Origin of the sequence: Paenibacillus sp. E222, assembly GCF_013401555.1 — a bacterium.
In the GTDB taxonomy this organism is placed as follows: domain Bacteria; phylum Bacillota; class Bacilli; order Paenibacillales; family Paenibacillaceae; genus Paenibacillus.
This window is the reverse complement of record NZ_CP058552.1, coordinates 1,899,877-1,923,742: the sequence shown is the minus strand read 5'-3', so window position 1 is coordinate 1,923,742 and position 23,866 is coordinate 1,899,877. Positions and strand designations below refer to the sequence as shown.

The window sequence follows — 23,866 nt, the reverse complement described above, 5'->3', positions numbered from 1 at the left end:
GCCCACGTACCGCACTACGCACCTCTTCCTTGATCACAGCCGCTGCACTGCCAAACTTGTTAAAACACATGGCTTCTCATCCTCTCAATTTCAAATCAGATAGAACTAAAAGAAAGTAAGCGTTTACAATTAATTGTGAAATCGATTTCATTTCATTGAGAAATAAACAAGCCATTGGATGTTCTGTACAGGAACCAATAGAATTTGTAGAAGTGTAACCAGGACGATAAGAATGGAATATCGAATGCTGATCTGAGAGACACGAGGAAAACAAGGATTCTCCAGGACTGCTGACTTATTCTGAGTATAGTTAAAATTAGGATAATACAGAATTGAAATATTTGTCAATAAAATTTAAATTTGTCATTCATTTAAAATTCAAAGTTCTCACTGCCTTTAAAAATAAAAAAAGATCTTCGCCTAGCTGCGCAGGCAAAGATCGGACTAACAAACCAAAAACTTACTGCTCCATAACCTACTCCAACATCCTCTGAATGGGAAGCTGGATTTCTATAGCGAAGATGAATCATACCAAAGTTCAGGATTACGCTGTTGTCTTTTCCTTTTGGACCATACTCCACAAACGTTCTAATAAGGTAGCTCGCTGTTCTCCCATAAGAAGCTCGTCCTCGTCTTCCTGACCATACAACTTAATACTCATCACCAGCCCGATACATGCCATATTAATGAGCAGCGAGGTGCCCCCATAGCTGATAAACGGCAGCGTAATGCCCGTAAGCGGCATCAGCCCAAGGAAAGCGCCAATATTTTCAAACACCTGATATAACAGCATCCCGATAATACCTACAATCACCACAGGTCCTGCCCGGTCTCTACAGTGTAATGCGATTAATACCATACGATGAATGAGGATAAAATACAGTAAGAGCAGAACAGATCCGCCTACAAAACCAAACTCCTCGGCAATGACCACAAAAATGGAATCCGAGTATGTATACGGTACACGCCCCGATTGAACAGATGTGCCTTGCATGTAACCTTTGCCTGTTATGCCTCCCGAGCCTATGGCCAGACCCGCATTTTTCGTATGCCAGGAAGCTTTCGACGTTGCTTTATCCGGTACAAGCCAAGGATCAATTCGCTCGGCCCAGTGCTCACGGTTCGCCTTTTCCAGAAAGGTGAAAATCTCATCGTGATACGACGTATATGCTTTGACGAATCCAAAAAAGGTGATCCCCACAATAGCAAGAGCAATTAATGCATGAGACCACTTGATATTCCCTATCCATAACACGGCGACCAGAATCACGATGTATCCGAGGGCGTTTCCCAGGTCATTTTGAGCCATTACTAACGCAAAGGGAACGAACGTCCATAACCCGATGGGCACGATATCTTTCCAGAAACGAAGCGTAGAATTTTTTCTTTTGACCAATACATGCGCCAGAAACAGAATCAAGATCATTTTAAACAATTCTGCTGGTTGAAAAGTGAGACTCTCACTAATCTTTATCCAGCCATTCGCATTATTAATCGTGCCACCTACAAAGTTGACAAGAATCAGCAGGACGATTCCAACTGCGTAAATATAAAACGCATATTGGATATACAGTTTATAATTGACTAATCCGATACCAATGATGGCTACGAATCCAATCCCGTAAAACAGCAAGGTTTTGATATGATGATTTCCAAGTTTCGGATCGGACTGAATCGCACTGTACACCGTAAATACACTCATGACCATAAGCAGCAGCAACACAAACAGAATAACCCCGTCCATCTTCTTCAGCATTCTCAGCATGTTCCCACGTATCCCCCTGAGGCTCAATAACCCAATAATTATTTCCAGTAGTCTTCAATATTACCATTGTATAGAATTGGAAGACAAATTGGAAATCCGTCAAACAACACAACGAAAAACCCTGAAACCCACAGATCCATCTTGCTCCGATCTGTTGATTCCAGGGTTAACTTATATCGTATTCACTCCGCAAAGAGTCTGTCCTTGGATAAAGACTATTGCTCCTGCTGCGTTGATTTGCGTCTAAATAGCTTCAATACCAACTCCGTAATGCTTGGCTGTTCTGCGGAACCGAGAATATCCTCGTTCTCTTCTGTATGCACTTTGATACTCATCACAAGACCCATACTAAGCATGTTGAGAACAAGCGAGGTGCCCCCGAAACTGATAAACGGCAGTGTAATCCCTGTCAGCGGCATCAGACCAATGAATGGACCAATGTTGACAAAGATCTGGTAGAGCAGCATGGCTATAATACCGACAATCAGATATGGTCCTGCCCTATCCTTACATTCCAGTGCAATCAGCACCAGCCTGTGAATCAAAATAAAGTAGAGCAGGAGCAGCACCGATGCTCCAACAAAACCAAATTCTTCACCAATCTGCACAAAGATCGAATCCGCATAGGCCAGCGGCACCCGATTCGACTGAATCGTGGTACCTTCCAAGTATCCTTTACCGCTAATACCTCCAGAGCCTATAGCCAACTTGGCATTGTAGGTCTGCCAGAGCACGTCCCTTGACGTCTGATCCGGTACAAGCCAGGGGTCGAAACGATCTGCCCAGTGAGAGCGACCAATGTCCTTCAGAAATCTTACAATTTCATCATGGTAATGAATATAGGCTTGTGTTCCACCAATCAGAGCGGCCACCGCTATAACAAAACCGATCAGGGCATGCGTAAATTTGATATTGCCTATCCAGAGAAGCCCTATCAGGATAACGACATAACTCAGCGCATTCCCCAAGTCATTCTGAAGCAAGACGAGCAGCAACGGAGGAAGCACACAGAGCGAGATGGGGATAACGTCTCGTCCAAAAAATAACGGCCTGTTTTTCTTTCTCGCCAGAAGTGCTGACAGAAAGACAATCAGACATAGTTTGAATAGCTCGGCAGGCTGCAAGCTCAGGCCAAATATGGATAACCATCCTTGAGCGCCGTAGTACTCCTTACCGATAAACATAACAAGAATAAGCAGTATCATGCCCACACCATAAATGTATAGGTAATTCTTAATGATCAATTTGTAGTTAATCATGGACATTCCGAAAAACACAATAAAACCGATAATGTAAAAAATTACTGCTTTCTGGGGATAAGCCTCCCACTTCGGTCGGCCGAAGGTGGTACTATAAATCGACAAAATACTAATAGCCATCAGAATGAGCAATATAAAAACAATCGAATAGTCTATTTTTTTGAATTTATGCAGCATGTAGTTATGTTCCTCCAAGCATTCAGCAATCTTCGGTATATCTCATTGTAGAGGATTTCACGGCAAAAAGAAAACCTGTGGAACCTTACATTTTCGTCACCTGTTCCGAAGTACGAACACCCAGTACATGCCGTTCAATGCCTGCAAGGTCTGGCACGACGATAATTTCCGGCCAATATCCGGCCGATTCAAGCAGAGCTGCGATGTCCCCGGCCTGTCCCTGACCCAGCTCAAAACCGATGATCTGCGGTGGTGCAGGCAGCAGCGCCAGCTGCTCCAGCATGATGCGGTACGGCCCCAGTCCATCCGGGCCGCCGTCCAGTGCCGTGCGCGGCTCATGGTCGCGCACCTCAGGCTGCAACCCGGCGATATCTGCCGCCGGGATGTAAGGCGGGTTGGACACCAGGATGTCCACCCGTACCCCTGCGAACGGGGCCAGCAGATCGCCTTCACGGAAGTCGATCTGTACCCCGTTCGCGGCCGCGTTCCGCGCGGCCACTTGCAGGGCAGCCGCCGAGATATCTCCGGCGCCTACCTGCCAGCGCGGGCGCTGCGCAGCCATCGTCACTGCGATTGCCCCGCTGCCCGTGCCAATGTCGACGGCGAACGGAGCGCCGCCGGGAAACACGCGGTCGGCTTCGCGCAGCACAGCCTCGACCAGCAGCTCGGTCTCCGGCCGCGGAATCAGCACGGCCGGCGTGACCTCGAACGGCAGCCCATAGAATTCCTGGCTGCCGATGATGTACTGCGCCGGCTCACCCGCAGCCTTGCGCGTGACGGCGTCTTCCCAGCGGCTGCGAAGCTCGCTGGGAAAGGGCTCCGGCTGCATCATATAGTACTCGGTCCCTTCGCGGCCGAGTACATGTTCCAGCAGCAGCCGGGCATTGTTGTGCGGCTCGTACACGCCGCACTTCTCCAAAAAAGAGGAAGCCTCCACGAAGGCTTCCCGACAACTCTGTTCCGGCGTCATGACAAACTGCGCGCGGGTCACAGTATTATTCTCCTCTATCCATCATATCCGTCTGCTCGGCAATCGTCAGCGCAGATACGATATCAGCAATCTCACCATTCATGATTTGATCCAGCTTGTGCATCGTCAATCCGATCCGGTGATCGGTAACACGGCTTTGCGGGAAATTATAGGTACGAATCCGCTCACTGCGGTCACCTGTACCCACTTTGCTCTTCCGTTCACTCGAAATTTTCGCTTCTTCTTCCTGACGCATCATATCGAAGATACGCGTACGCAGAACTTGCAATGCTTTTTCTTTATTCGAGTTCTGGGATTTACCATCCTGACAAGTAGCCACAATTCCCGTTGGAACGTGAGTTACCCGTACAGCCGATTTCGTGGTATTAACCGATTGTCCACCGGCACCACTGGAACAGAACGTATCTACACGGATATCTTTATCATGAATTTCGATATCGAAATCTTCGGCTTCAGGCATAACAGCTACTGTGGAAGTAGACGTATGAATCCGGCCGCCCGATTCCGTTGTAGGAATACGTTGCACACGGTGTGCGCCACTTTCGTATTTCATTTTGCTGTAAGCGCCGCGTCCATTAATCAGGAATACTACCTCTTTGAAGCCGCCCAGATCATTTGTGTTAACGTCCATCAATTCCACGCGCCAGCCTTGGGTATCGGCATAACGTGTATACATCCGATAGAGATCCGCTGCAAACAGCGCCGCTTCATCCCCACCAGCTGCTCCACGAATTTCAACGATGACGTTTTTATCATCATTCGGGTCTTTTGGCAGCATGAGAACACGAATCAGTTCGTCCAATTCTTTCTGGCGAGTGCTCAGTTCATCAATTTCCATTTTGACCATTTCACGCATCTCGTCGTCCAGCTTCTCGCCCTGCATTTCTTTCGCAGCTTCGAGATCCTGGCTTACCTGTTTGTACTCATTGTATGCTTCATAGGTGGGCTGCAGATCCGATTGTTCTTTGGAATATTCCCGCAGCTTCTTGTTGTCACTTGCTACATCCGGGTCACACAGCAGCTCGCTGAGTTTCTCGTAACGGTCGGCTAACGCCTGTAATTTATCAAACATGTATAGTCACCTCACGCGTTATTTTCGTTCCAGCATTTCAACATTCATTCGATTCCGATAGGCATACATTTCATGCATCATCAGACCATTTATATTTCACAAGGCACGGAGTTCTCAGAAATCCCTGACCGTAACATTCATTTTATGATCGACGTATAACATCGCTACAACGTCATCAAATCCTTTACGTTTAAGTTATATAAAAGAAATCGCGTACCCGGTATCAAACCCGCTTCAACCCATTCAGCCGAGCGTGAAATTTAACATAGGTATACGACTCTTAATTATAGCATATTCTTATGCTCCTGAATAGCAACTGTTTGCAGCATCTGCATCCAAATTTTGATTTACTTATTTTAAGCAACCAGATTGATTTGCAAAGGACTATAAGAGCTCATCTTCCATGAGCCTTCTTCCTTTTATTATATCCAGAGCGAGTAAACAATCCAGTAGGATGTACAGGATATAGAGCAATTTTATTGTTGAATGCTTATTGAAGAATATTCTGCCCTATGTAAAAAGCCCTGCCATCTTCAATAGAAGACGACAGAGCTGCTATACTCGTATATTCAAGTATGTTTTCTTATCTAGACTATCGATATTAAACGTTGAAGCGGAAGTGCATAACATCGCCGTCATTGACAACATACTCTTTACCTTCAAGACGAAGTTGTCCACGTTCTTTCGCACCGTTCATGGAACCGGCAGCAACCAGATCCTCGTAGGAAACAACCTCTGCCCGAATGAATCCGCGCTCGAAGTCGGTGTGAATGACACCCGCTGCGCCAGGTGCTTTGGTACCCTTACGGATTGTCCAAGCACGAACTTCTTGTACGCCTGCTGTGAAGTACGTATACAGACCCAGCAATTTGTAAGCAGCTTTGATCAACAGGTTCAGACCGGAATCCTCGATACCGAGCTCTTCCAGGAACATTTGTTTATCTTCGCCTTCAAGCTCCGAGATCTCTTCTTCCACTTTTGCACTGATCGGCACCACTTCTGCATTTTCAGCAGCGGCGAATTCTCTTACTTTTTGCACGTAAGCATTGTTTGCCACATCGCCGATTTCGTCCTCAGCTACATTGGCTGCGTACAGAACAGGCTTCAGGGTAAGCAAATGCAGATCGCGTACAATCAGACGTTCTTCGTCTGTAAGCTCCATGCTGCGTGCTGGCTTGTCTTCGTACAGAACAGCCTTCACTTTCTCCAGTACTTCCACTTCCTGAGCAGCTGACTTGTTGCCGCCCTTCATGTTTTTCTTGGAGCGATCAATTTTTTTCTCGACACTCTCGATATCGGCCAGAATCAGTTCCAGATTGATCGTCTGGATGTCGCTTACCGGATCAATTTTGCCATCGACGTGTGTGATGTTCTCGTCTACAAAGCAGCGCACCACATGTACAATGGCATCTACTTCACGAATGTGTGCAAGGAACTTGTTACCAAGACCTTCGCCTTTGCTCGCACCGCGAACAAGACCTGCAATATCTACGAATTCAAACGCCGTTGGTACCGTTTTTTTCGGTACAACGAGTTCTGTCAATTTGTCCAAACGCTCGTCCGGTACTTCAACGATCCCCACGTTAGGGTCAATCGTACAGAACGGATAGTTTGCCGATTCGGCACCAGCTTGTGTAATTGCGTTAAACAGTGTGGATTTACCAACGTTAGGCAGGCCCACGATTCCAGCTTTCAAAGCCATGTATATGACAACTCCTCATTGATTACTTGTTCGGTATGGATAATCCTATACATTATATATGACAAACCCCAAGGCATCAAGGAACTTCGCCAATTCGACCAGAGCACCCTCCGCTTTCCGAAATCCCCTGTTACAGAGGATGATTCGTTTTGCGTAGATCATACGTTTGACTTAGATTATCCGTGTTTAGATTTACCCTTTGATATCCTTGTACATCGTCAAATCGGTTACCTCATATCCCATTTTGCGATACAGGCTGCTCGCCCGCACATTATGTCCAAACACATGCAGACCAATGCGATCCACGCCAAGACTCAAGGCTTCCCTTTCAAGTGCTTCCATCGTCTCTGTACCATAACCCTTGCCCCGATAGGCTTCTTCGACCACAATATCCAGCAAAAAAGCGTCTTTTCCACGGCGGTTATCCGTAATGTTAAACCAGATATAACCCACATTCCCGTCAACGGCATGTACCAAATTATAGAGGTAAGCACCCGGTGTATTCAGCCCTTCAGGCAAATATCTGTCGTAGGATGCCTCTGCAAGTCCTTGCGCCTCTTCCGCAGCCCAAGTACCCGCCTCCACTTTCTCTTCTGCAAAATCTTTAATCGAGCGAACACGGAAATTTGCATATTCTTCTTGATTCATTGCGGTAAGTTTCATCAGAGTATCCCTCCACATTCATAAATATGTATACAGTTCTGGTGATGTATTTACCAACCAACAGAGCCCTATCTAAATTTGTTATCCTATTCAACAAAATGAAGATTATGGTATAATCACTGAAGCAACAGAAAGGCTAATATGGGCGGTCTCGGCTAACCTCTCGGAAGGGAGGTGATGCCCCGTGGAAGTATACCAAGCGATGACGCTAATGATTTCATTTGCGACTCTTGTTGTCTTGATACTTACAAACAAACGGAAATAGACCGCCCTCGGCAAAAGGAAGCGGTCTATTTTTAGGCTTTCATTCTAAATCCGGAGCCGAACCGCCCTTAAAAGCGGCTGTTGCAACGGGGAGTCGTGTTGGTATCACGGCTCTCTTTGCATTTTATACATTTCCTGACCTTATTATAACACGCATTTTAATGCGCAGTCCACAATTCAAGCCCCTGTTCCAACGTATTCCTATACAACTTTTAGTTACCTCACTCTGTTTATATCTATATGAAAGAAAGGAGCAGAATACTTATGAATACGCGTCGTCCCTTTTCAAAAAGGAAAATAATCATCCTATCTACACTGATTCTCTTCATTGGATTAGTTATTTCTATGGGTTACCAGGCGATGGACCCCTTTAGACATTTAAGGATCACAATTTATAATCAGTCCGATTATGATCTCTCTAATATTACAGCACGTGTGAGCACCGGCGTTGACTCGTCCAATACAAACAATGAGGGTACTACACACGCCTTAAAGAAAGGTATACCCAGCGGTGAAAAATTGAAGTTCGCTCCACAGCTGCGACTCTCCGGTGAAGGATCCATCTATCTGGAGTTTACGGACAGCCGTGGTGAAACCTATAACAAGACGGTATGCGGTTATACCGAATACTTGTCTGGCAACTCTTATGTGACTGTAACCAACGAAACGATAACTGTGAAAGAAAAATGTATGTAATAACGATACTTCGTCCAAGAACTTATGTTAAAATATAGGGGCGAGCGACCCGCCAAAGTTTCTCGCCCAAAGTCGATTGAATTATTTAATCGGCTTTTTTATTTTAACTTGATTGTATTGATTAATTAGATCATCCAGGACCATAGATTGCTGTATAACATGAGGATGAAGCAGATCTCCGTTATAGTCCATCTTTAGTTGATAGAGCTTTTGTCTCGCTGCTTCGATCTGCAACTTGAGCTCACCACAATCCATATTCACCCCTCCCTGTTGTAACATTCTAGTCCATTCTGCTAATTAGTAGGAAATCAGGCGAACTCCAACACATTTTGGTCATCATCGTCTGTAACCATGTTGCCGAGCCTCACGGCTTCCTAATCTCCCTTCAAAAAAAACAGCAAAAAAAGACATTCCTAATACGAAAAAAAGCCCCCTATAAGGTAGACGGATTAAACCAGTCTGCTTAAGGAAGCATCTCAAATTAAAAAACGCTTTTTTTTGTTATGTTTGTTAACTTCCAAGTCCGTGACTGTTTGTTGTCATTTGGATAGCCGGTGGTTGTCCAGTATCTGCCTGAGTTGTTACTGGAACAGACATTACTACGACAATACTACAAACCACTATAAGCGAAACTAATTTTTTTCTCATTGAGATTTTGCACCTCACAGATCAGATTTTGGTACTGCTGAGTCACTGTATCAGAAGCATAACTTCGATATTTTTCAAATATCCCAACACATTTAAGCATAGATAAGCCACTGTTAATTTCAAGAGAAAAGAATAAACCGTCTAATAACGCTTTGAAACCTTTTTCATAGTCTTTTTTCCTTAAATAATACTCACTTAACCCCATTAATAGACGAACGTAGCGGTCACCTGTAAGCTGAGTGCTAATCTTTCCAATTCGGCTACCCTGTTCCTGATACAGCACAAATGATTCATATTCGTAAAGAACATAGTCAATATCCAAGTCATATTGATTAGCTGCAACGACAATCTCACATAAAGCTGGAAACACTTCATTTTCTTTATTTGAAATATACTCCAGGTATTCGGGTAGTACATGTAGTTGTCCATCTCTCAACATATACATAAAACGATTCGCTTCAGCCCATTCCTGGAATTGTTCCATCACAATTTGTTCAGCTTGACTAGGGGATTTCACCCAACTATGGTCAATATACTGTGTGATATAATCGAGGGCGATCTTGTAATCCTCAAGATAAAAACAGGCACTTCCCATGACTAAATAGGAATACAAAATATAAAATATAATCTCTTTTTTGACTTCTTTCGGCTTGGTGTTGCCCTGGAACTCATAATGAATGGTTGCTTTTACTTTCAGTTTCTCGCCCAATTCCAACAACTTATCCCATCGGCGCAAAGAAGCATACACATTAATCAGATCGTTCAACCCATCCAGCTGATAAGGCTCGTCAAGCCGATCTACAAAAAACTCAAACTGCGTAGCAAGTGCAAGATTGCTCGTCTGGTCCTTGGAAAGCCCGATCGTGAACAAACGATACTGACTTAGAGCCAACCGTTCAGAGTGTTGCATTTTCTCACTTTCAGCTACACAACGATATAGGGGCTTGGCTGCTTCCAACTTCCCTTCGCGATATAGCTGCTCGGCCAACTCGAACAAAAGGGGTGCATAGGAAAGATTATCCATAATTAGATTAACGGCTTCTTCCATACAATTGACCTTACCGAGTTCGGCACAACGGTATAGAAAAGGCCCAAGTCTTCGCCAATCCGGGCTTGTATGTACAAAACACTCATTTATGTATAATTCATAGAAGTAACCCTCAGTTAAACCCATCCCTGCAGTAAGTCGATCCAGCTGCTGCATGCCTATGGGACGAAGCCCGTTCAGCGTACCACTCAACGTTCCTGAGTTAATTCCCGATATCTCAGAGAATTGATTGAGTGTCATATGGTTAGTTTTTAAATAGTCTGCCAAATGATCACGTATTGTGGTTACTGAGTTCAAAGGTACACCACCTTCCAAGCAAAATTAAGCAATGGTCAATAAAATAATACTATATTTTTGAATTTAATATCAATATTTTACTTGTAAATAATTTACTTTTACTATAAAAATACTTATCTTCATTGCCCATTTGCTGTAATGTGGTTCCAAAGGAGGTGGAATTGGTTATTTCTATAAAAATAAGATTGGACTACACATTAGATGCAGCCAGCGTCACTAAAAATGCACTAGCTAGGGAAGCAAAAGTCAGACCCAATCTTATATATGATTTGTGCGAAAGAAAAACGAAAAGGCTTGAGATTAATATGAAGCCTTCACCTTCTGACTTTAAAGAGAAACACAAACAAACCGTCCATTTTACTTTGGACGGTTTGTTTGGCTTTCTACTGACTCTAGTCATGTTAAAACACACGAAATAGATAAGGCTTTTCTTAGAGAGCTACATTAATTGTAAAAAAAATACAAAATTATCTTGATGAAAGCGCTTTATTTATGTTAGTGTTTATAGGGAAACAAAACCAAAAAAGGGAAGGTGTACAAATTTTGAATTTTAAAAGAAAACTGTTTGGATCGGTACTGTCTCTTGCTCTTATTCTACAGGTTTCACCAGTCAGTGCTACAGAAGATTCCACCTATGATCCTCTAACAGAATCAACTACTATTACTAAAGAATATCTTAAGAAAAAGGCAATTCGTGAAGGAAAGGAATTGGATGTGGCTGAATATGAAAGCAAACTTGAGAATGCAAAGACTCAATCCGAAATAGAAGAAATAATGGAATCTGTTGACGATTATTCAGTGCACACAGAAATTGAATATCAGAATAAGCTATATAGTGTAGATAATGTGGATAGTTTCGATAGATCTATAACCATTATGGCATCCCCTGGAGACACAAGACTGCGTACCGAATATTCTTATGGCGCACAAACATTATATGGAAATGAGCAAGGGGACTTAACTAAGATGGGATTTAAACTGCTTAATATTGGAGCTGGTATGACGCACCCTTATGTAGGAGCATTTATGACCGTCTTAGATCTATTTATCAAAGATAGTGAGTACGATAGCTATAAAAGTACAATCATTAGAACAATGCATGACTATGTAATAATTTATAAATATGTTGACGTGTACCAGTGGAATGGTTTCCAATATATCTGGGCACCAATGGCAACTTCAACTAAGAAAAATAGTTCTGCTCAGCTTAATGTTGTGTACTATAAAAATTCTGTCCGGTATACACCGAGTAATTATGATCTAGGGCAAATATCCGGTCAAGCTGGTGACTATTTTTACGATGAAGCAAGATTAACTCAACTCGCTAAAAATACTCTATCTCCTTTGTATTATGGTTACCAAGCTGGAACTGTTGTACCAGTAAATGTCTCCGGTAAATTTAAGTATTAAATATTATACCTTAAAGAGGGGGCAGAATTTTTTAGATTAAGTCCCCTTATCTTCTTACTTATTGTGGAGGTGTAAAGATGAAGAGAATAATTTTTGTTATTTTCCTTGGTTTGCTTGTTCTTTCAGCGTGCAGCAACAATGAGAAAATTGATATATCATCACCGTCTTATATGTTTAGTGAAGACTACAAAATAAGTAAGGAGATAGAGGTGAGTTTAAAAGGTCATTTCAATAAAGATGATAATAACTATGAGGGTTCGTTATCAATAAATGAAATTAATTTTAAAAAAGTACTTTTTAAACATAATTCCTTATTAATATCATATGAAGGCTCAGAAAGAACAGTACTAGGAGATATTTACTTGAATACTTCGGATAATCAATTTGCAATTGTAATTACTGAACCGTCATTATACAAGCAATTAACTAATGAGGAATACAATAAGGATGGTTTAATCATAAGTTCTCCCGCATCAAGCCTAGAGGAGGCGAGGAGTATAGAAGAAAATTTAAAAGCAATGGAGTGATTATGCAAGACACTCCCACTATAAATTAATATTTTCTCTTGTTTACTCACTCATTCTTAGATTTTTAACCATAGACTATTCGATATATGGATAATTCATGTAATAATTACATTATTTATAGTGGAGCCAGTGGCGGGAATAGAGATTGGAGGAAGTTGTCTCCAACCCCTGGATCATTCTTGTGATCGCACTTGGATATCCACACCTGACTCTTGACGGCTTACCCTCCATTTCACATTGGGTCACTGCCCTTACATTCCTTCGTTCTGCCTCTCAAGACATGGACGCCGTTTCTTGCTCCTTTACAGGGTCGTTGCCCTTATGGAATTGATTCCTGCGGCTGCTCCGTGCTTCCTTTGTCTTAGTTCTTTCATTCCGGTGAGAAACGTAAGTTCGGTTTTTCTTAAGCTGCCATCTGTAACTGAGCCTGACGTACTGGTCCTAGCACGTCGTTTGCATCGTACGGAATTTGCTTGGTGCCGAGCGTATGCAGGACACGTATGAGTTTCCCGCACAAGGCTACGAGCGATTGCTTTTTCTTCAGTGGATTCTGACTTCGCTTCGTGAAGTACTGGTGCAATGCCTTGAATTCCGTGTTTTTTGCTACCATGGGCATGACCGCCCGGAATAGCAGAGCCCTTAAGCGTGCGCGTCCACGTTTCGTAATGCTGGACTTGCCTTTTTTCTTTCCCGAACTATTCTCTTTGAGATTCAGTCCGGCCAGCCGAATAAGCTGCTGTCCATGCTCATAACCGCTCAGATCTCCAAATTCCGCCAGAAATCCCGCCAGCTTATTTATTTCCAATAGGTGTCGCACTTCATATTACAATCCGTCTATTATTAGTTATTTTACAAGAAAGAGATGGACAGTTATGATGGAATAAAATTAGCCTAATCGTTCTACAAAAGCTGTGATAAATGAAAATGTGGACATGATAGAATGCGTGAAAAGATGAAGGGATTCAAGAATACAATAATATAACATCACCAATAAAAGTTTAATTTTACCAATTATATTTATGCAAGTATAACAACAGAGAAACTATTACATATTAATTGTTGGAGGTATTGGATAAATGATCAGCAGAGCGAAAGATTTGATTCCAGTTGTTGAAGAGATAATTCAACTTAAACAAGTATGTGATCAAGCGGCAAGAGCTTTAGAAGAACACTACGGACACCTTAGTTCTATTGAGAAATTCGAAAAGTATGTTGAAGACGAACACAGTCAACACGCAAGAAGCAATATTGAAGATTATTTAGAAATATTATCCAAATACGATATTGCAATTATCCAATCAATAATGTATTCTGGACGCGATCATCACCGTTCTGTCTCTATTGAACATGAAAACAATGTTGAACAAACGGAAAGTTATGACGAAAATGATGGGTATACACCAAGGGATTCGTTTATTGCGTATTATAATAGTGTGAAAAATGATAATAAGAATGGAGCCATACAGCACCTATTGGGAAAGGGGCAGCTTACTCAATACTTAATTAATGGCATTCAAATAATTAGGACAATGTAAGAGAATGTTAAATAATAGAGCAATACATGTGTCGCTCTGTTTTTATAATGAAAGATTAATTTTACCCAGAAGAAAGCAGTCCTAATGGATTGTTTTTTTATTTTATGAGTGGAATAAATTTCTTCGAACACCACTGTTGCCAAAAGGTCACGAAAACAATGTTTTCGACAAGATTCGAGGTGCGAATCCCCCAGGGAAATCATGTAGGCTCAGGGTTCGCACCTCCGTTTTCGTCCCCGGCCTAACGCCGCTCCACCAGACGTGGTGTGCCTTTCAAATCCTCGATCCGCCCTGCACCAATGCCAAACATGACGGTACGCAGCTCGAATTCGACCTGCTCCAACCGCTCATTCAGCGCATCATCGGAAGCGACCGCAGATTCCAGCAAAGATCGCCCGAACCCAGCCAGATCCGCACCAAGCGCCAGCGCTTTGGCCGCATCCACGCCAGTGTACAATCCACCGCTGCCAATCAGAACACCTTCCGGGTTTACCGATCTCACTTCCTGAATACACTCCGCTGTCGGAATGCCCCAATCTGCAAAAGCTTCCGCTGCCGCACGACGTACCGGATTAGAATTCCGGAACTTCTCGACCTGCACCCAGCTTGTACCACCTGCTCCAGCCACATCGATAAAGGCCACACCTGCTTCGTACAATCGCTGTGCCGTTACTCCATCGATGCCAAAACCCACTTCTTTCACGCCAACAGGCACATCCAATTGACGGCACAGATCCTCGATTCGATAAAGCAATCCGCTAAAATCCGTGTTCCCTTCCGGCTGGAAAACCTCCTGCAACGTGTTCAAATGCAGCACCAGCATATCCGCGCCGGCAATCTCAACTGCCCGCTGAAAATCAGCAGTATTGAAGCCGTAGTTCAGCTGCACCGCACCGAGGTTCGCGATGACCGGAATATCCGGTGCCCAGCGCCGCACATCAAAGGTGGTTGCCAGTTCCGGCTGTTCCACGGCAGCACGAATCGAACCTACGCCGAGTGCCCAGCCTCGGGCGTTTGCCACACGGGCAAGCCGCTCATTGATGGCGCCCGTTGTTTTGCTTCCACCCGTCATCGAACTGATGAGCAGGGGTGTGCGCACCCTTTTACCAATAAACGCAGTCTCCAGACTTACCTCTTCAAAATTCAATTCAGGTAACGGGTTATGACGAAAAGCATACCGCTCCATTCCGCTGGTTACCCCTTCTCCTGCCACATTCTCTTCAAGACAGAGGCGCACATGCTCCAGCTTCCGTTCCCCCGTAGCCACCTCGGGAAGCAGCCGTTCGCCAGCTCGCTCTTGTTCATTCATGATGAGACCTCCTTATGTGAGAATAGTGCTGATGGACAGGATCATTGCCAGTTTCGGCCAGGTTCCGTTCAGGATGTTGCCCAGTGCAGCAGAGAGATTCTCAGAAATATTAATTCTTATTATGTAACGTACAAACGGTATGATTTGGATCTATATTATAAATGATATTTACACTCAATGCGTCAACTCTACCAGTATAACGTTCCGTCCCAGCAATGGAAAGGGTGCCCCGAAACCCAACATTAGCTTGAATTTCGAGGCCCCATTTATATTGGCTGCTCAAATATTTGGAGGTTGGATCAGTTATTCTGTTATACGAATTGTTTCTATAACTTACGTTACGATCTCCGATGCAAGCTGCGCGCCAACAAGCTGCCCGGATAACGTCACAATGGGCGTGCCGCCGCCCGGATGCGTCGTGCCACCCACGTACCACAGCCCTTGCACATCCTTGCTTTTGTTGCCGGGGCGCATGAAGGTCTGCTTCACGGAGTTGGACGAGATGCCGTAGATCGACCCTTGATGGGCCAGGGTTTCCCGTTCAATATCCTGTGGCGTGTACCGGATCAGGACATCCGACTGCTTCAATCCCATAATTCCCCTCTCGGCCAGCTTCTCCAACACCAATTCTCCATAACGATCCATCTGCTCATCCCAATGCCAGGAGTCCGACAAATACGGAGCGTTCACCAGAATGAACAGATTGCTGGCTCCCGCTGGAGCCATACCCGCTTCCGAATAACCGGAATAACAGATGTAGATCGTGGGATCGGCAGGCATTTTTCGGTCACGGAAAATATGGTCAAACTCCGGTTCATACCGTTCCGGAAAAAAGACGGTATGGTGCAGCAGGGATTCATACTGTCTCCGCACACCAGCCAATGTTACAAACCCCGAAATCGACGGCTCATACTTGCGAATTCGTTGATCACTCATCTGTTTGCGATATTCTGGCGCAAGCAGCAGCCGATTGACGCTCAGCACATCTCCATTTGCAACAACCTGATCGGCTTCCCGGAAGCCCTGATCCGTATCCACGCCTGCCACCTTGCCATGCCTGACAACAATTTGCCGGACTTCGATGCCAGTAACGATCTGCACCCCTTTTTCCTGTGCAAGCTGTGTCATGGCTTCTATGAGTTGATAGGTTCCACCTTTCACCCCATAGACACCCTCTTCTGCTTCCACATGGCCCATCATGGCAAAGATCGAAGGCGCCTGATAGGGCGATGATCCAACATAGGTCGCATACCGACCGAACATCGCAAGGGTATGGGGGTGCTGGAAATAAGAACGCAGCAGCTTGTCCAGCTTCACTGTAGGCCGTACACGCAGCAGACTGCGCAGCATTCGAAGATTATATTTATCCTTGGGCGACAACAGCAGCTTCCCAAGAAAATGACGATTAGCTTCCGCATACAGCGCAGCAGACTCATCCATAAATGCATCATAACGGGCTGCATCCTCTGGGCTGTAGTCAGCAATCTGCTCCTTCATCCACCCTCGATTGCCCGACAAATCGACCACGGTCCCATCTGCAAATATATTACGTGTACGTGGTTCCAGCTCGTATAACTGCACGTAATCCTCCATCACTACACTTGCGTGATCGAAGACGGAACGGAAGCTTGCGGGCATCGTGATCGTACTTGGCCCTCGGTCAAAATGATATCCACCCTGCTCAATCTGTTGCAGCTTTCCACCTACCCGCTCCTGCCGTTCCAGAATGGTGACCCGTACGCCCTGTGAAGCTAACCGAATGGCACACGATAGACCTCCAAAGCCTGCTCCGATAATAATGACGTTACCCTTCAACTGTACCGCCTACCTTTCCATACATACCCCTTGCCGGAACGACCTGCCTGCCAGGAAGCTATACCAATCGCAATGACACAGGCCATACTAATCGGTTGCAGGAAAGCAAGCCACCAGGGTTGTCCTCCAGCGTGATCCGATACCCTTTTGACTGCCATCCCGAGCACGGTTCCCGTAAGACCATAGATGATGGACATAGCATTGCCCGTCAACAAACCGATAACCAGACCGAGCGGAGGCACAATATACATCAGTGTATACATCAGCATCGTGCCCAACAGCAGCACATCTTTGCGCCCCATGCCTTCGTACATGTTTTTCTTATACCCGTTCCACACTTCTGCACCATTCTGGTACATTCGTGTATTCGTCACGTCATGAACATCGGCCAACATAACGGGATGTCCCGCACGCTTAACCGCCTTCGCCAGACTCATGTCATCGACCAGATCAGCCTGGATTGCAGCATGTCCACCGGAGGCCTTATAACTGGAACGATGAATGAGCAAAAAAGCCCCAGTAGCGGCTACAAACATCGGATTAGATGATCTGCGTATCATGAAAATAGGAAGATGACTGATGATGGTGAACACCATCATGGGCACAACGAGCTTTTCCATCCAGGTCTTCGTCACCTGATAGGGGAATCCTGTGACGAGGCCCCCACCTTGCTCACACCCCGCAGCAATCGTCTGCCGAATGGCTGCAGGTTCCAAGCGCACATCGGCATCCACGAACATAAACCATTCACCCTTGGCCTCCTGCACCAGTCGGTGACAGGCATGAGATTTACCCATCCAGCCTGCGGGCAGCTCCACGCCATGCAGCAGGCGCACACGTGGATCACGATCAGCAATCCCCTGAACTATAGCAGCGGTCTCATCTTCAGAGCGATCATCCAGCACCAGTACTTCCATCCGAAATCCGGATGTATCGCTGGCAAGCACACTTTCCAGACATCCTTGAATGTGGAGTTTCTCGTTGCGGGCAGGGATCAGCACAGAGACCAGGATATCCTTGTTTTTGAATTCGTCTGCGTTGAATGAACGCACTTTGGGCAGACAGGAGACGTTCCATACTGCGAACACCAACTGAACGCCCAATACACAAGTCAGTATAATCCATCCTATTTCAGATGCATTCATCGCTAACGGTTCACCCGCTTTCGTGCGGCATCGTATTTTTCACTCGTAGAACGCACATGGCGGATCAGTGGAAAAGCACCCGGCAAACTGCCCTGCCCGATGCGTACCAGCTCTGATTTATGATCATTCAACTGCTGCTCCAGCACCCTGCTCAATCTGGCGGCAATCTCTTCACTCTTCCATGTCTTCCAATCTTCTATCACAGGCGTACCCACCTGCATCGATATTTCCGGCAAATCATGCTGAACCATGCCATGACACAAAGTCACGGGTACAGCTACGGCGCGCGAGGAGCGGCGTAGCAGCAGACCAATGCCTGGACGAAACTCGATTGGCCTGGCATCCTGATGCAGAATTTCCCCTTGGGGGAAGATCCAGACCCTTTTGCCAGATTGAAGCAGCTCGGTCGTATATTGCAAGGAGGTTCGAATGCTGGATGCATTCTCCTTGTTGATTGAATACGCGCCAAGTTTGCGAAAAAAGGCATATTGTCGCAGCTGCTCTTCTTCCATCATGACATAATGATCTCCACGGGAAGTCTGCTGCGACGCATGATAGAGCAGCAGACCATCCCACCAGGAGCTGTGGTTCATGAAATAGATGACCGGTTGATCCGGTTCCATGGGTGAATCCGTATTCGGGAGTAGCGGGTCCAATGAACCTGATAATGTAAACGAGCGAAAACGTCTCCGCAGCAAATAATAATGATTGTATAAGGAAAAAATCCGGTTAAACGGTTTTGATTTTACGGCGCGAATCATATAGCCAGCTCCCCTCAGCAAGAAGCACACCCACAATAGCAATGATAAAGCTGCCCGTAATTCCTTCTTTGAGAGCTAGTAACCCAAACAAAAGAATAAACAGCTGATACAACCATTTCGCACGCAGCAATGAGCTTCGATCTGAAGGCATTGCCGGAAGAAACAAGGAGAGGAACGCTCCCATTACAAACCAGCTTATGTAATTGGTCCAGGGCACACCGTAGAATCCACCTGGAGCCTGCCATTGCCAGAATCCTCTGGCATGCGCAACCGGGTCCAGTACCAGATCGAGCACGATAGCCCAAAATCCGGTCTTAACCGCCCGGATCAGCTTGCCGGTCCAGGTCGAGCCACCGCCACTGAGCAGAGCCGAGTTACCAACTACGGCAATCCAGGCGAAGCCTAATGTAACGGGTACACTGAACAGGTGGATTCCGAAGAAGTCCGAATACGAATACTCGCCAAAGGGCCAGTGTGTATGCACGCCGACCCATTCTACTCCCATGCCTCCCAGCCATATAATAAAGGAAACCAGCCAGAGTTCAGGTTTTATCCAGATGACTGACTGGTCGGACAACCCTGTCCGTTTCCGTCCTTGATATATCAGATCCAGCACGTACAGTGCATAGAAGATTAGAAACAAGCCGTTGGAGAAGGACAGTACATCCGGAACGCCAATCGTCAGCATCAGTGCCGCTCCGATGAAATACCACGCCCAGTACAGGCCCTGAACCATCAGGATACCGCCGTGCGGGAGGCTTGGTAAGCCAGCATTGGATAACGTTTCACAATGGCACCCAGCATCTCCAGTTTCAGCTCATCACTAACAAATGCACGCTTGGTATACACGTCGTAGTCGTTGCGCTCAACCGCATGCAGAATGGTCGAGTAAAAGGCTGCCGCCAGCTCAATGGCAAATGCACTTTCGGTTGGATACGTATCCAGACGGTCCATACCTACTCGGAACCAGCCCAGCGCAGCTGCTTTTAGTTCATGAATAATGGCTTTAAACCTTTCGTCAACCACACCGTTAGTCCAATCCTGTTCGGAATATCCATGCTCCTCCATCAACTCCAGCGGTACATAGCGGCGGGCTCTTGCCCGGTCTTCGCCCACATCACGGATAATATTGACGATCTGCATACCTTTGCCCAGCGCAATCCCGTTGATTGCGACTTCAGCTCCGTTATCATCCCGCAATACAGGCAGCAGCATCTCGCCCACGGTTCCGGCAACCAGATAACAATAATGCTCCAGTTCCTCCATCGTTGTATAATGCGTGACTTTAAGATCGGTTAGTTGTCCGTCCATTTGACGGAAGAAAGGCCCTTTATCTAAATGAGGGAAGCTTGTAAACAGCCATCGTAATGCCGGCCAAATAAAATGTCCTTCCGCTTCTTCCAACTGACTGAAGAGATTGCGGATTTCATGAATCGTATAGGGCGACTGCTCCGGCTCATCCACACTGTCATCGATCATGCGGCAAAAAGCATAGATCACGTACACGGCCTCGCGGCGTGGGCTGGGCAGACCTCTGAAGGCTTGATAAAAAGATGACGAGCCCTTTTGCATTAATTCCTCACATTTGTTCAAAATCGCTTCATTCATGTTTCCATCTCCTTCGTGAGTAGATTTACTGCCATCCGTGCACTTTGCATCACAATAGGAACCCCGCCTCCCGGATGTACAGACGCTCCTGCCGCATATAGTCCCCGAATTGCCGGGAACGGCTTCGGTTGCGGACGATATACACCGGATTGGAACAGTACGGGTGCGATGCCAAAGCTGCCGCCGCCATACAGCCCGTCACGCTCAGCGTCAGCGGGAGTACGTATTTTTTGCCACCTGATCGCTTCACGGAGTCCCGGAAATCCACGTTGTTCCGCTTCTTCCAGCACACGCTCTGCCAGCGCCTCGCTCTCCCGAGACCAGTCGACACCATCGGCATCCGGCACCGGAATGAGGAAGTACAACACACTCTGACCTGGCGGAGCTGCCGTCTCGTCCAATGCAGCCGGATTGAATACATAAAAAGAGGACTTTGCCGGAATGCGGCGCTGGTTAAACACTTCCCGTAAACTGCCGTCCAGACTTGGGGGCAGGAAAAACTGATGCGTCGTGGCATCCTCCCAGGTTTTGTCTACCCCCGCATAGATCAACACACATCCCGATGAGGGACGATATGGCTTTCGTTTGCGTGAACCATCAGGCGTCTGACCAAGCAGACCAGACAGGTGGGGGAAATCACCATTGTAGATAACTGCATCCACATTTTCTGCGCCTGCGGCGGTTTCTATACCTTCGCATACACCATTTTTAATATTCAGTCCCGTCACTTCGGTGTTTAATACGACACGTCCACCACGTGATATTAGTTCCTGTTCCAGTATGGCAGGTAATGCAGCATAACCGCCTTTCACCATCCAAATGCCATATTCGTGCTCTGCATAAGGAAGAAGGGAGTAAATGCCCGGCGTACCGAAGGGAGAGCCTCCAATGTAGAGACTTTGCAGCGAATATGCATCCAATAGTTCCTCATGCTGAAAATAATCACCTACAGCCTTCCGTACACTCTTGTGTGCGCGTAATCGGCCCATCAGGGACATCAGAGAGGGAGTGAAGAAATCCCTTTTTCGTGGAAAAGCCCGTTCCAGAAACGCAGCCCGTCCAGCCGGAAACAGCGTGTCCATATCTTTCATAAATTTCGAGAATCCTTGGCTTTCTCCAGGGAAGAGACGTTCAATCTCTTCGGCCTGCTGTTCACGAGCCGTCATTTTGGTCATCACACGTCCACTACTGTAATGCACCCTGTACAATGGATCACAACGCAGCAGCTCAACCTTCGAACGATCCACCCCCGCTTCCTCCAAAATGCCAAGCAGCATCTCGGGCAGAAGTACGATCGTAGGGCCCTGATCGATTCGATAGTCCCCTTCCTGCTCGTAGCCGATACGACCTCCAACTCTGGAACCCCGTTCGTATACCGTTACATCCCAACCCTGTTTATTCAGCAGCAACGCTGAAGTCAGTCCACCAATGCCCGCACCTACGATGGCAGCCCGTTTCATGAATGGCCTCCCGCTTCCGCCGTCTTCACATACGAGGATGGTTTAGAGCTCGTGCGAGCGTCCTCTTCCTGAATTAGCTTCACGCTGATCCGAGCTGATTCGAAGATGGTCGGTAATCCACTGCCCGGGTGGGTTCCGCCACCCACCAGCCACACTTTTTTCAACTCCTCAAACTGGTTATGCGGCCTCAAGTACATCATCTGTCCGAGGTTATGAGCCATGTTGAACGTTGCTCCGCGATACACATCCAGTTCATTTTGCCAGTCCAGCGGCGTAAACATCATGGATTCTTCAATACGGCTGCGGATGTCTGCCAGCTCAGGAATCGATTCCATCCGCTTCATCATCGCCTCCCGCACGTTCTCCCGTTCCACCTCCCAATTGATGTCGCCAGTCAGGTTCGGTGTAGGCATGAGAACATAAAGAGCAGATTTTCCTTCCGGTGCGAGCGTCGAATCGAGTCTGGACGGGTTATGAATATAGAGAGATGGATCAGCAGACAACACTTTGTGCTTCGTAATCTCGTCGACGTTCAGTCGATAGTCCTCGGGAAAATAAATGGAATGGTGCGGCAGATCGACATCACCGTCTACCCCCAGATACAACATCGCTGTGGAGCAGGAGAACTTCTTGCGTTTCATTTTCTCGGGTGTATATTTCTTGAGTACGCCTGGTTCAAACAGATGATTCACCGCATGTGCGAAGTCTGCATTAACAACGACATGATCCGTTTCGATGCGTTCACCGTTTTCAAGCAAAATACCTTCTGCTCTCCCATTGCGAACAATGACCTGTTGAACTGGACAGGATGTATGTATTCGTCCTCCGTACTCCTCCACGACATCAGCCATGGCTTGAAATACGCGATTGACCCCACCAATAGGATGAAACAATCCATAATGGTGCTCAATAAACGACAGAATCGTAAACGTACCCGGGCAATCCCAAGCGGACATGCCGAGGTATTTGGACTGGAACGTAAATGCCCAGCGGAGACGCTCGTCTGTAAAGTAACGGGACAGGATGCCGTATACTGTATTGTTAATGTCCAGTTTCGGCAGAGCCGATATGGCGTCTTTTCTCAAATAATCGGCCAGTTTTCCGAAAGGCCTGCGCAGCAAAGGCATGACTTTGCCAAACTTCACTTCTTCTTCCTGCATGAACCGAAGGTAATTGTCCTCGTTGCCGGGGAAAAGTTCCTTGATCTGTGCGGCTGTATCTTCACGATTGCGGGAAGGCGTAAACACCTTATCGCCAAAGTTCAGAGCATACAGCGGAGTCAGCTCTTTCATCTCCACATAGTCGGATAGCTTGCGTCCTACAACATCGAACATCTCTTCAATCAGCTGAGGCATCATCAAAAACGTTGCACCCCGGTCGAACCGATATTCGCCCAGCTCCAGTCTGGCGGAACGTCCCCCAATGACTGGCTGTTTCTCATACACATCTACGTCGTACCCCTGGCCGGACAATAACATCGCTGCTGCAAGTCCACCCGGACCTGCACCAATGACAGCTGCACGTTTACGTTGCTGATTCGGTATCATGCCACTCACCTTTCCTATGTTAAGAACTATCTCTAGGACTATAGTCTTCAACCTATATTAAACCGCCCATGAACAGTTCAAGCGGGTAAACGCAAAAACATTATACAAATATAGTACAAATATTATACACCTATTAAAACAAAAAATGACCCGCTGGTCAAATTCTC

Annotated in this window: 22 protein-coding genes and 1 pseudogene; 6 read left to right on the top strand and 17 right to left on the bottom strand. The window is 46.2% G+C overall.

Annotated features, from left to right (window positions below; all coding sequences use genetic code 11):
• Positions 1-544: 544 nt before the first annotated feature.
• From HW560_RS08445 to HW560_RS08420, 6 genes are all read right to left on the bottom strand, one after another.
• On the bottom strand, positions 545-1,765 hold the full coding sequence (locus HW560_RS08445) for an FtsW/RodA/SpoVE family cell cycle protein (protein ID WP_179262762.1): 1,221 nt from the start codon (positions 1,763-1,765) through the stop codon (positions 545-547).
• A 215-nt stretch (positions 1,766-1,980) separates the two neighbouring features.
• A complete protein-coding gene (locus HW560_RS08440; protein ID WP_090903504.1) occupies positions 1,981-3,201 on the bottom strand; it encodes an FtsW/RodA/SpoVE family cell cycle protein in 1,221 nt (406 codons plus the stop codon).
• 85 nt (positions 3,202-3,286) lie between these two features.
• Entirely contained in the window at positions 3,287-4,171 is an 885-nt protein-coding gene (prmC, locus tag HW560_RS08435) for a peptide chain release factor N(5)-glutamine methyltransferase (RefSeq protein ID WP_179265760.1), read from the bottom strand.
• Positions 4,172-4,196: 25 nt separating this feature from the next.
• A complete protein-coding gene (prfA, locus tag HW560_RS08430; RefSeq protein ID WP_090903503.1) occupies positions 4,197-5,264 on the bottom strand; it encodes a peptide chain release factor 1 in 1,068 nt (355 codons plus the stop codon).
• A 601-nt stretch (positions 5,265-5,865) separates the two neighbouring features.
• Positions 5,866-6,966, bottom strand: coding sequence for a redox-regulated ATPase YchF (gene ychF, locus HW560_RS08425; RefSeq protein WP_090903502.1), 1,101 nt, complete (start codon positions 6,964-6,966; stop codon positions 5,866-5,868).
• A 192-nt stretch (positions 6,967-7,158) separates the two neighbouring features.
• Entirely contained in the window at positions 7,159-7,629 is a 471-nt protein-coding gene (locus HW560_RS08420; protein ID WP_090903501.1) for a GNAT family N-acetyltransferase, read from the bottom strand.
• 184 nt (positions 7,630-7,813) lie between these two features.
• On the opposite strand from HW560_RS08420, the gene HW560_RS34390 reads away from it, so the two are divergent.
• Together HW560_RS34390 and HW560_RS08415 are read left to right on the top strand one after the other, a co-directional pair.
• Positions 7,814-7,894 (top strand): putative holin-like toxin, encoded by an 81-nt coding sequence (locus HW560_RS34390; RefSeq protein ID WP_350338859.1) that lies wholly within the window; start codon positions 7,814-7,816, stop codon positions 7,892-7,894.
• A gap of 263 nt (positions 7,895-8,157) precedes the next feature.
• Positions 8,158-8,589 (top strand): hypothetical protein, encoded by a 432-nt coding sequence (locus HW560_RS08415; protein ID WP_179262760.1) that lies wholly within the window; start codon positions 8,158-8,160, stop codon positions 8,587-8,589.
• Between the two features lie 81 nt (positions 8,590-8,670).
• On the opposite strand, the gene HW560_RS08410 is transcribed toward HW560_RS08415, so the two are convergent.
• Positions 8,671-8,844 carry an aspartyl-phosphate phosphatase Spo0E family protein gene (locus HW560_RS08410; RefSeq protein WP_090903499.1) on the bottom strand — a complete coding sequence of 58 codons (174 nt, stop codon included), beginning with the start codon at positions 8,842-8,844 and terminating at the stop codon, positions 8,671-8,673.
• Positions 8,845-9,199: 355 nt separating this feature from the next.
• Entirely contained in the window at positions 9,200-10,582 is a 1,383-nt protein-coding gene (locus HW560_RS08405; RefSeq protein ID WP_090903498.1) for a transcriptional regulator, read from the bottom strand.
• Between the two features lie 161 nt (positions 10,583-10,743).
• On the opposite strand from HW560_RS08405, the gene HW560_RS08400 reads away from it, so the two are divergent.
• The 3 genes from HW560_RS08400 (at position 10,744) to HW560_RS08390 (ending at position 12,519) form a co-directional block, all read left to right on the top strand.
• A complete protein-coding gene (locus tag HW560_RS08400; protein ID WP_090903497.1) occupies positions 10,744-11,001 on the top strand; it encodes a hypothetical protein in 258 nt (85 codons plus the stop codon).
• A 124-nt stretch (positions 11,002-11,125) separates the two neighbouring features.
• Positions 11,126-11,992, top strand: a complete 867-nt coding sequence (locus HW560_RS08395; protein WP_143067068.1) for a hypothetical protein — start codon at positions 11,126-11,128, stop codon at positions 11,990-11,992.
• Positions 11,993-12,069: 77 nt separating this feature from the next.
• A complete protein-coding gene (locus HW560_RS08390; RefSeq protein WP_090903495.1) occupies positions 12,070-12,519 on the top strand; it encodes a membrane lipoprotein lipid attachment site-containing protein in 450 nt (149 codons plus the stop codon).
• A 403-nt stretch (positions 12,520-12,922) separates the two neighbouring features.
• On the opposite strand, the pseudogene HW560_RS08385 reads toward HW560_RS08390, so the two are convergent.
• Positions 12,923-13,309 (bottom strand): annotated as a pseudogene (locus tag HW560_RS08385) (transposase); the annotation flags it as partial.
• A 286-nt stretch (positions 13,310-13,595) separates the two neighbouring features.
• On the opposite strand from HW560_RS08385, the gene HW560_RS08380 reads away from it, so the two are divergent.
• A complete protein-coding gene (locus HW560_RS08380; protein WP_179262758.1) occupies positions 13,596-14,054 on the top strand; it encodes a hypothetical protein in 459 nt (152 codons plus the stop codon).
• Positions 14,055-14,295: 241 nt separating this feature from the next.
• Here HW560_RS08380 and fni read toward each other — a convergent pair whose 3' ends face one another.
• The 8 genes from fni to HW560_RS08340 form a co-directional block, all read right to left on the bottom strand.
• Positions 14,296-15,363 (bottom strand): type 2 isopentenyl-diphosphate Delta-isomerase, encoded by a 1,068-nt coding sequence (gene fni, locus HW560_RS08375; RefSeq protein WP_090903493.1) that lies wholly within the window; start codon positions 15,361-15,363, stop codon positions 14,296-14,298.
• A gap of 333 nt (positions 15,364-15,696) precedes the next feature.
• Positions 15,697-17,178: a phytoene desaturase family protein gene (locus HW560_RS08370; protein WP_179262756.1), complete on the bottom strand. Its 1,482-nt coding sequence runs from the start codon at positions 17,176-17,178 to the stop codon at positions 15,697-15,699.
• The gene (locus HW560_RS08365) at positions 17,175-18,323 is read right to left on the bottom strand and encodes a glycosyltransferase family 2 protein (RefSeq protein WP_179262754.1); all 1,149 of its coding nucleotides are present in this window, start codon (positions 18,321-18,323) and stop codon (positions 17,175-17,177) included. Before HW560_RS08365 ends, HW560_RS08370 begins: the two co-directional genes overlap by 4 nt.
• Positions 18,324-18,325: 2 nt before the next feature.
• Positions 18,326-19,084, bottom strand: a complete 759-nt coding sequence (locus HW560_RS08360) for a lysophospholipid acyltransferase family protein (protein ID WP_090903490.1) — start codon at positions 19,082-19,084, stop codon at positions 18,326-18,328.
• On the bottom strand, positions 19,053-19,820 hold the full coding sequence (locus HW560_RS08355; protein WP_179262752.1) for a carotenoid biosynthesis protein: 768 nt from the start codon (positions 19,818-19,820) through the stop codon (positions 19,053-19,055). Before HW560_RS08355 ends, HW560_RS08360 begins: the two co-directional genes overlap by 32 nt.
• Positions 19,820-20,692: a phytoene/squalene synthase family protein gene (locus HW560_RS08350; RefSeq protein ID WP_179262750.1), complete on the bottom strand. Its 873-nt coding sequence runs from the start codon at positions 20,690-20,692 to the stop codon at positions 19,820-19,822. Before HW560_RS08350 ends, HW560_RS08355 begins: the two co-directional genes overlap by 1 nt.
• Positions 20,689-22,152: a phytoene desaturase family protein gene (locus HW560_RS08345; protein ID WP_179262748.1), complete on the bottom strand. Its 1,464-nt coding sequence runs from the start codon at positions 22,150-22,152 to the stop codon at positions 20,689-20,691. The genes HW560_RS08350 and HW560_RS08345 overlap by 4 nt, the downstream gene beginning before the upstream one ends.
• On the bottom strand, positions 22,149-23,699 hold the full coding sequence (locus tag HW560_RS08340; RefSeq protein ID WP_090903486.1) for a phytoene desaturase family protein: 1,551 nt from the start codon (positions 23,697-23,699) through the stop codon (positions 22,149-22,151). Before HW560_RS08340 ends, HW560_RS08345 begins: the two co-directional genes overlap by 4 nt.
• Between the last annotated feature and the right edge of the window lie 167 nt (positions 23,700-23,866).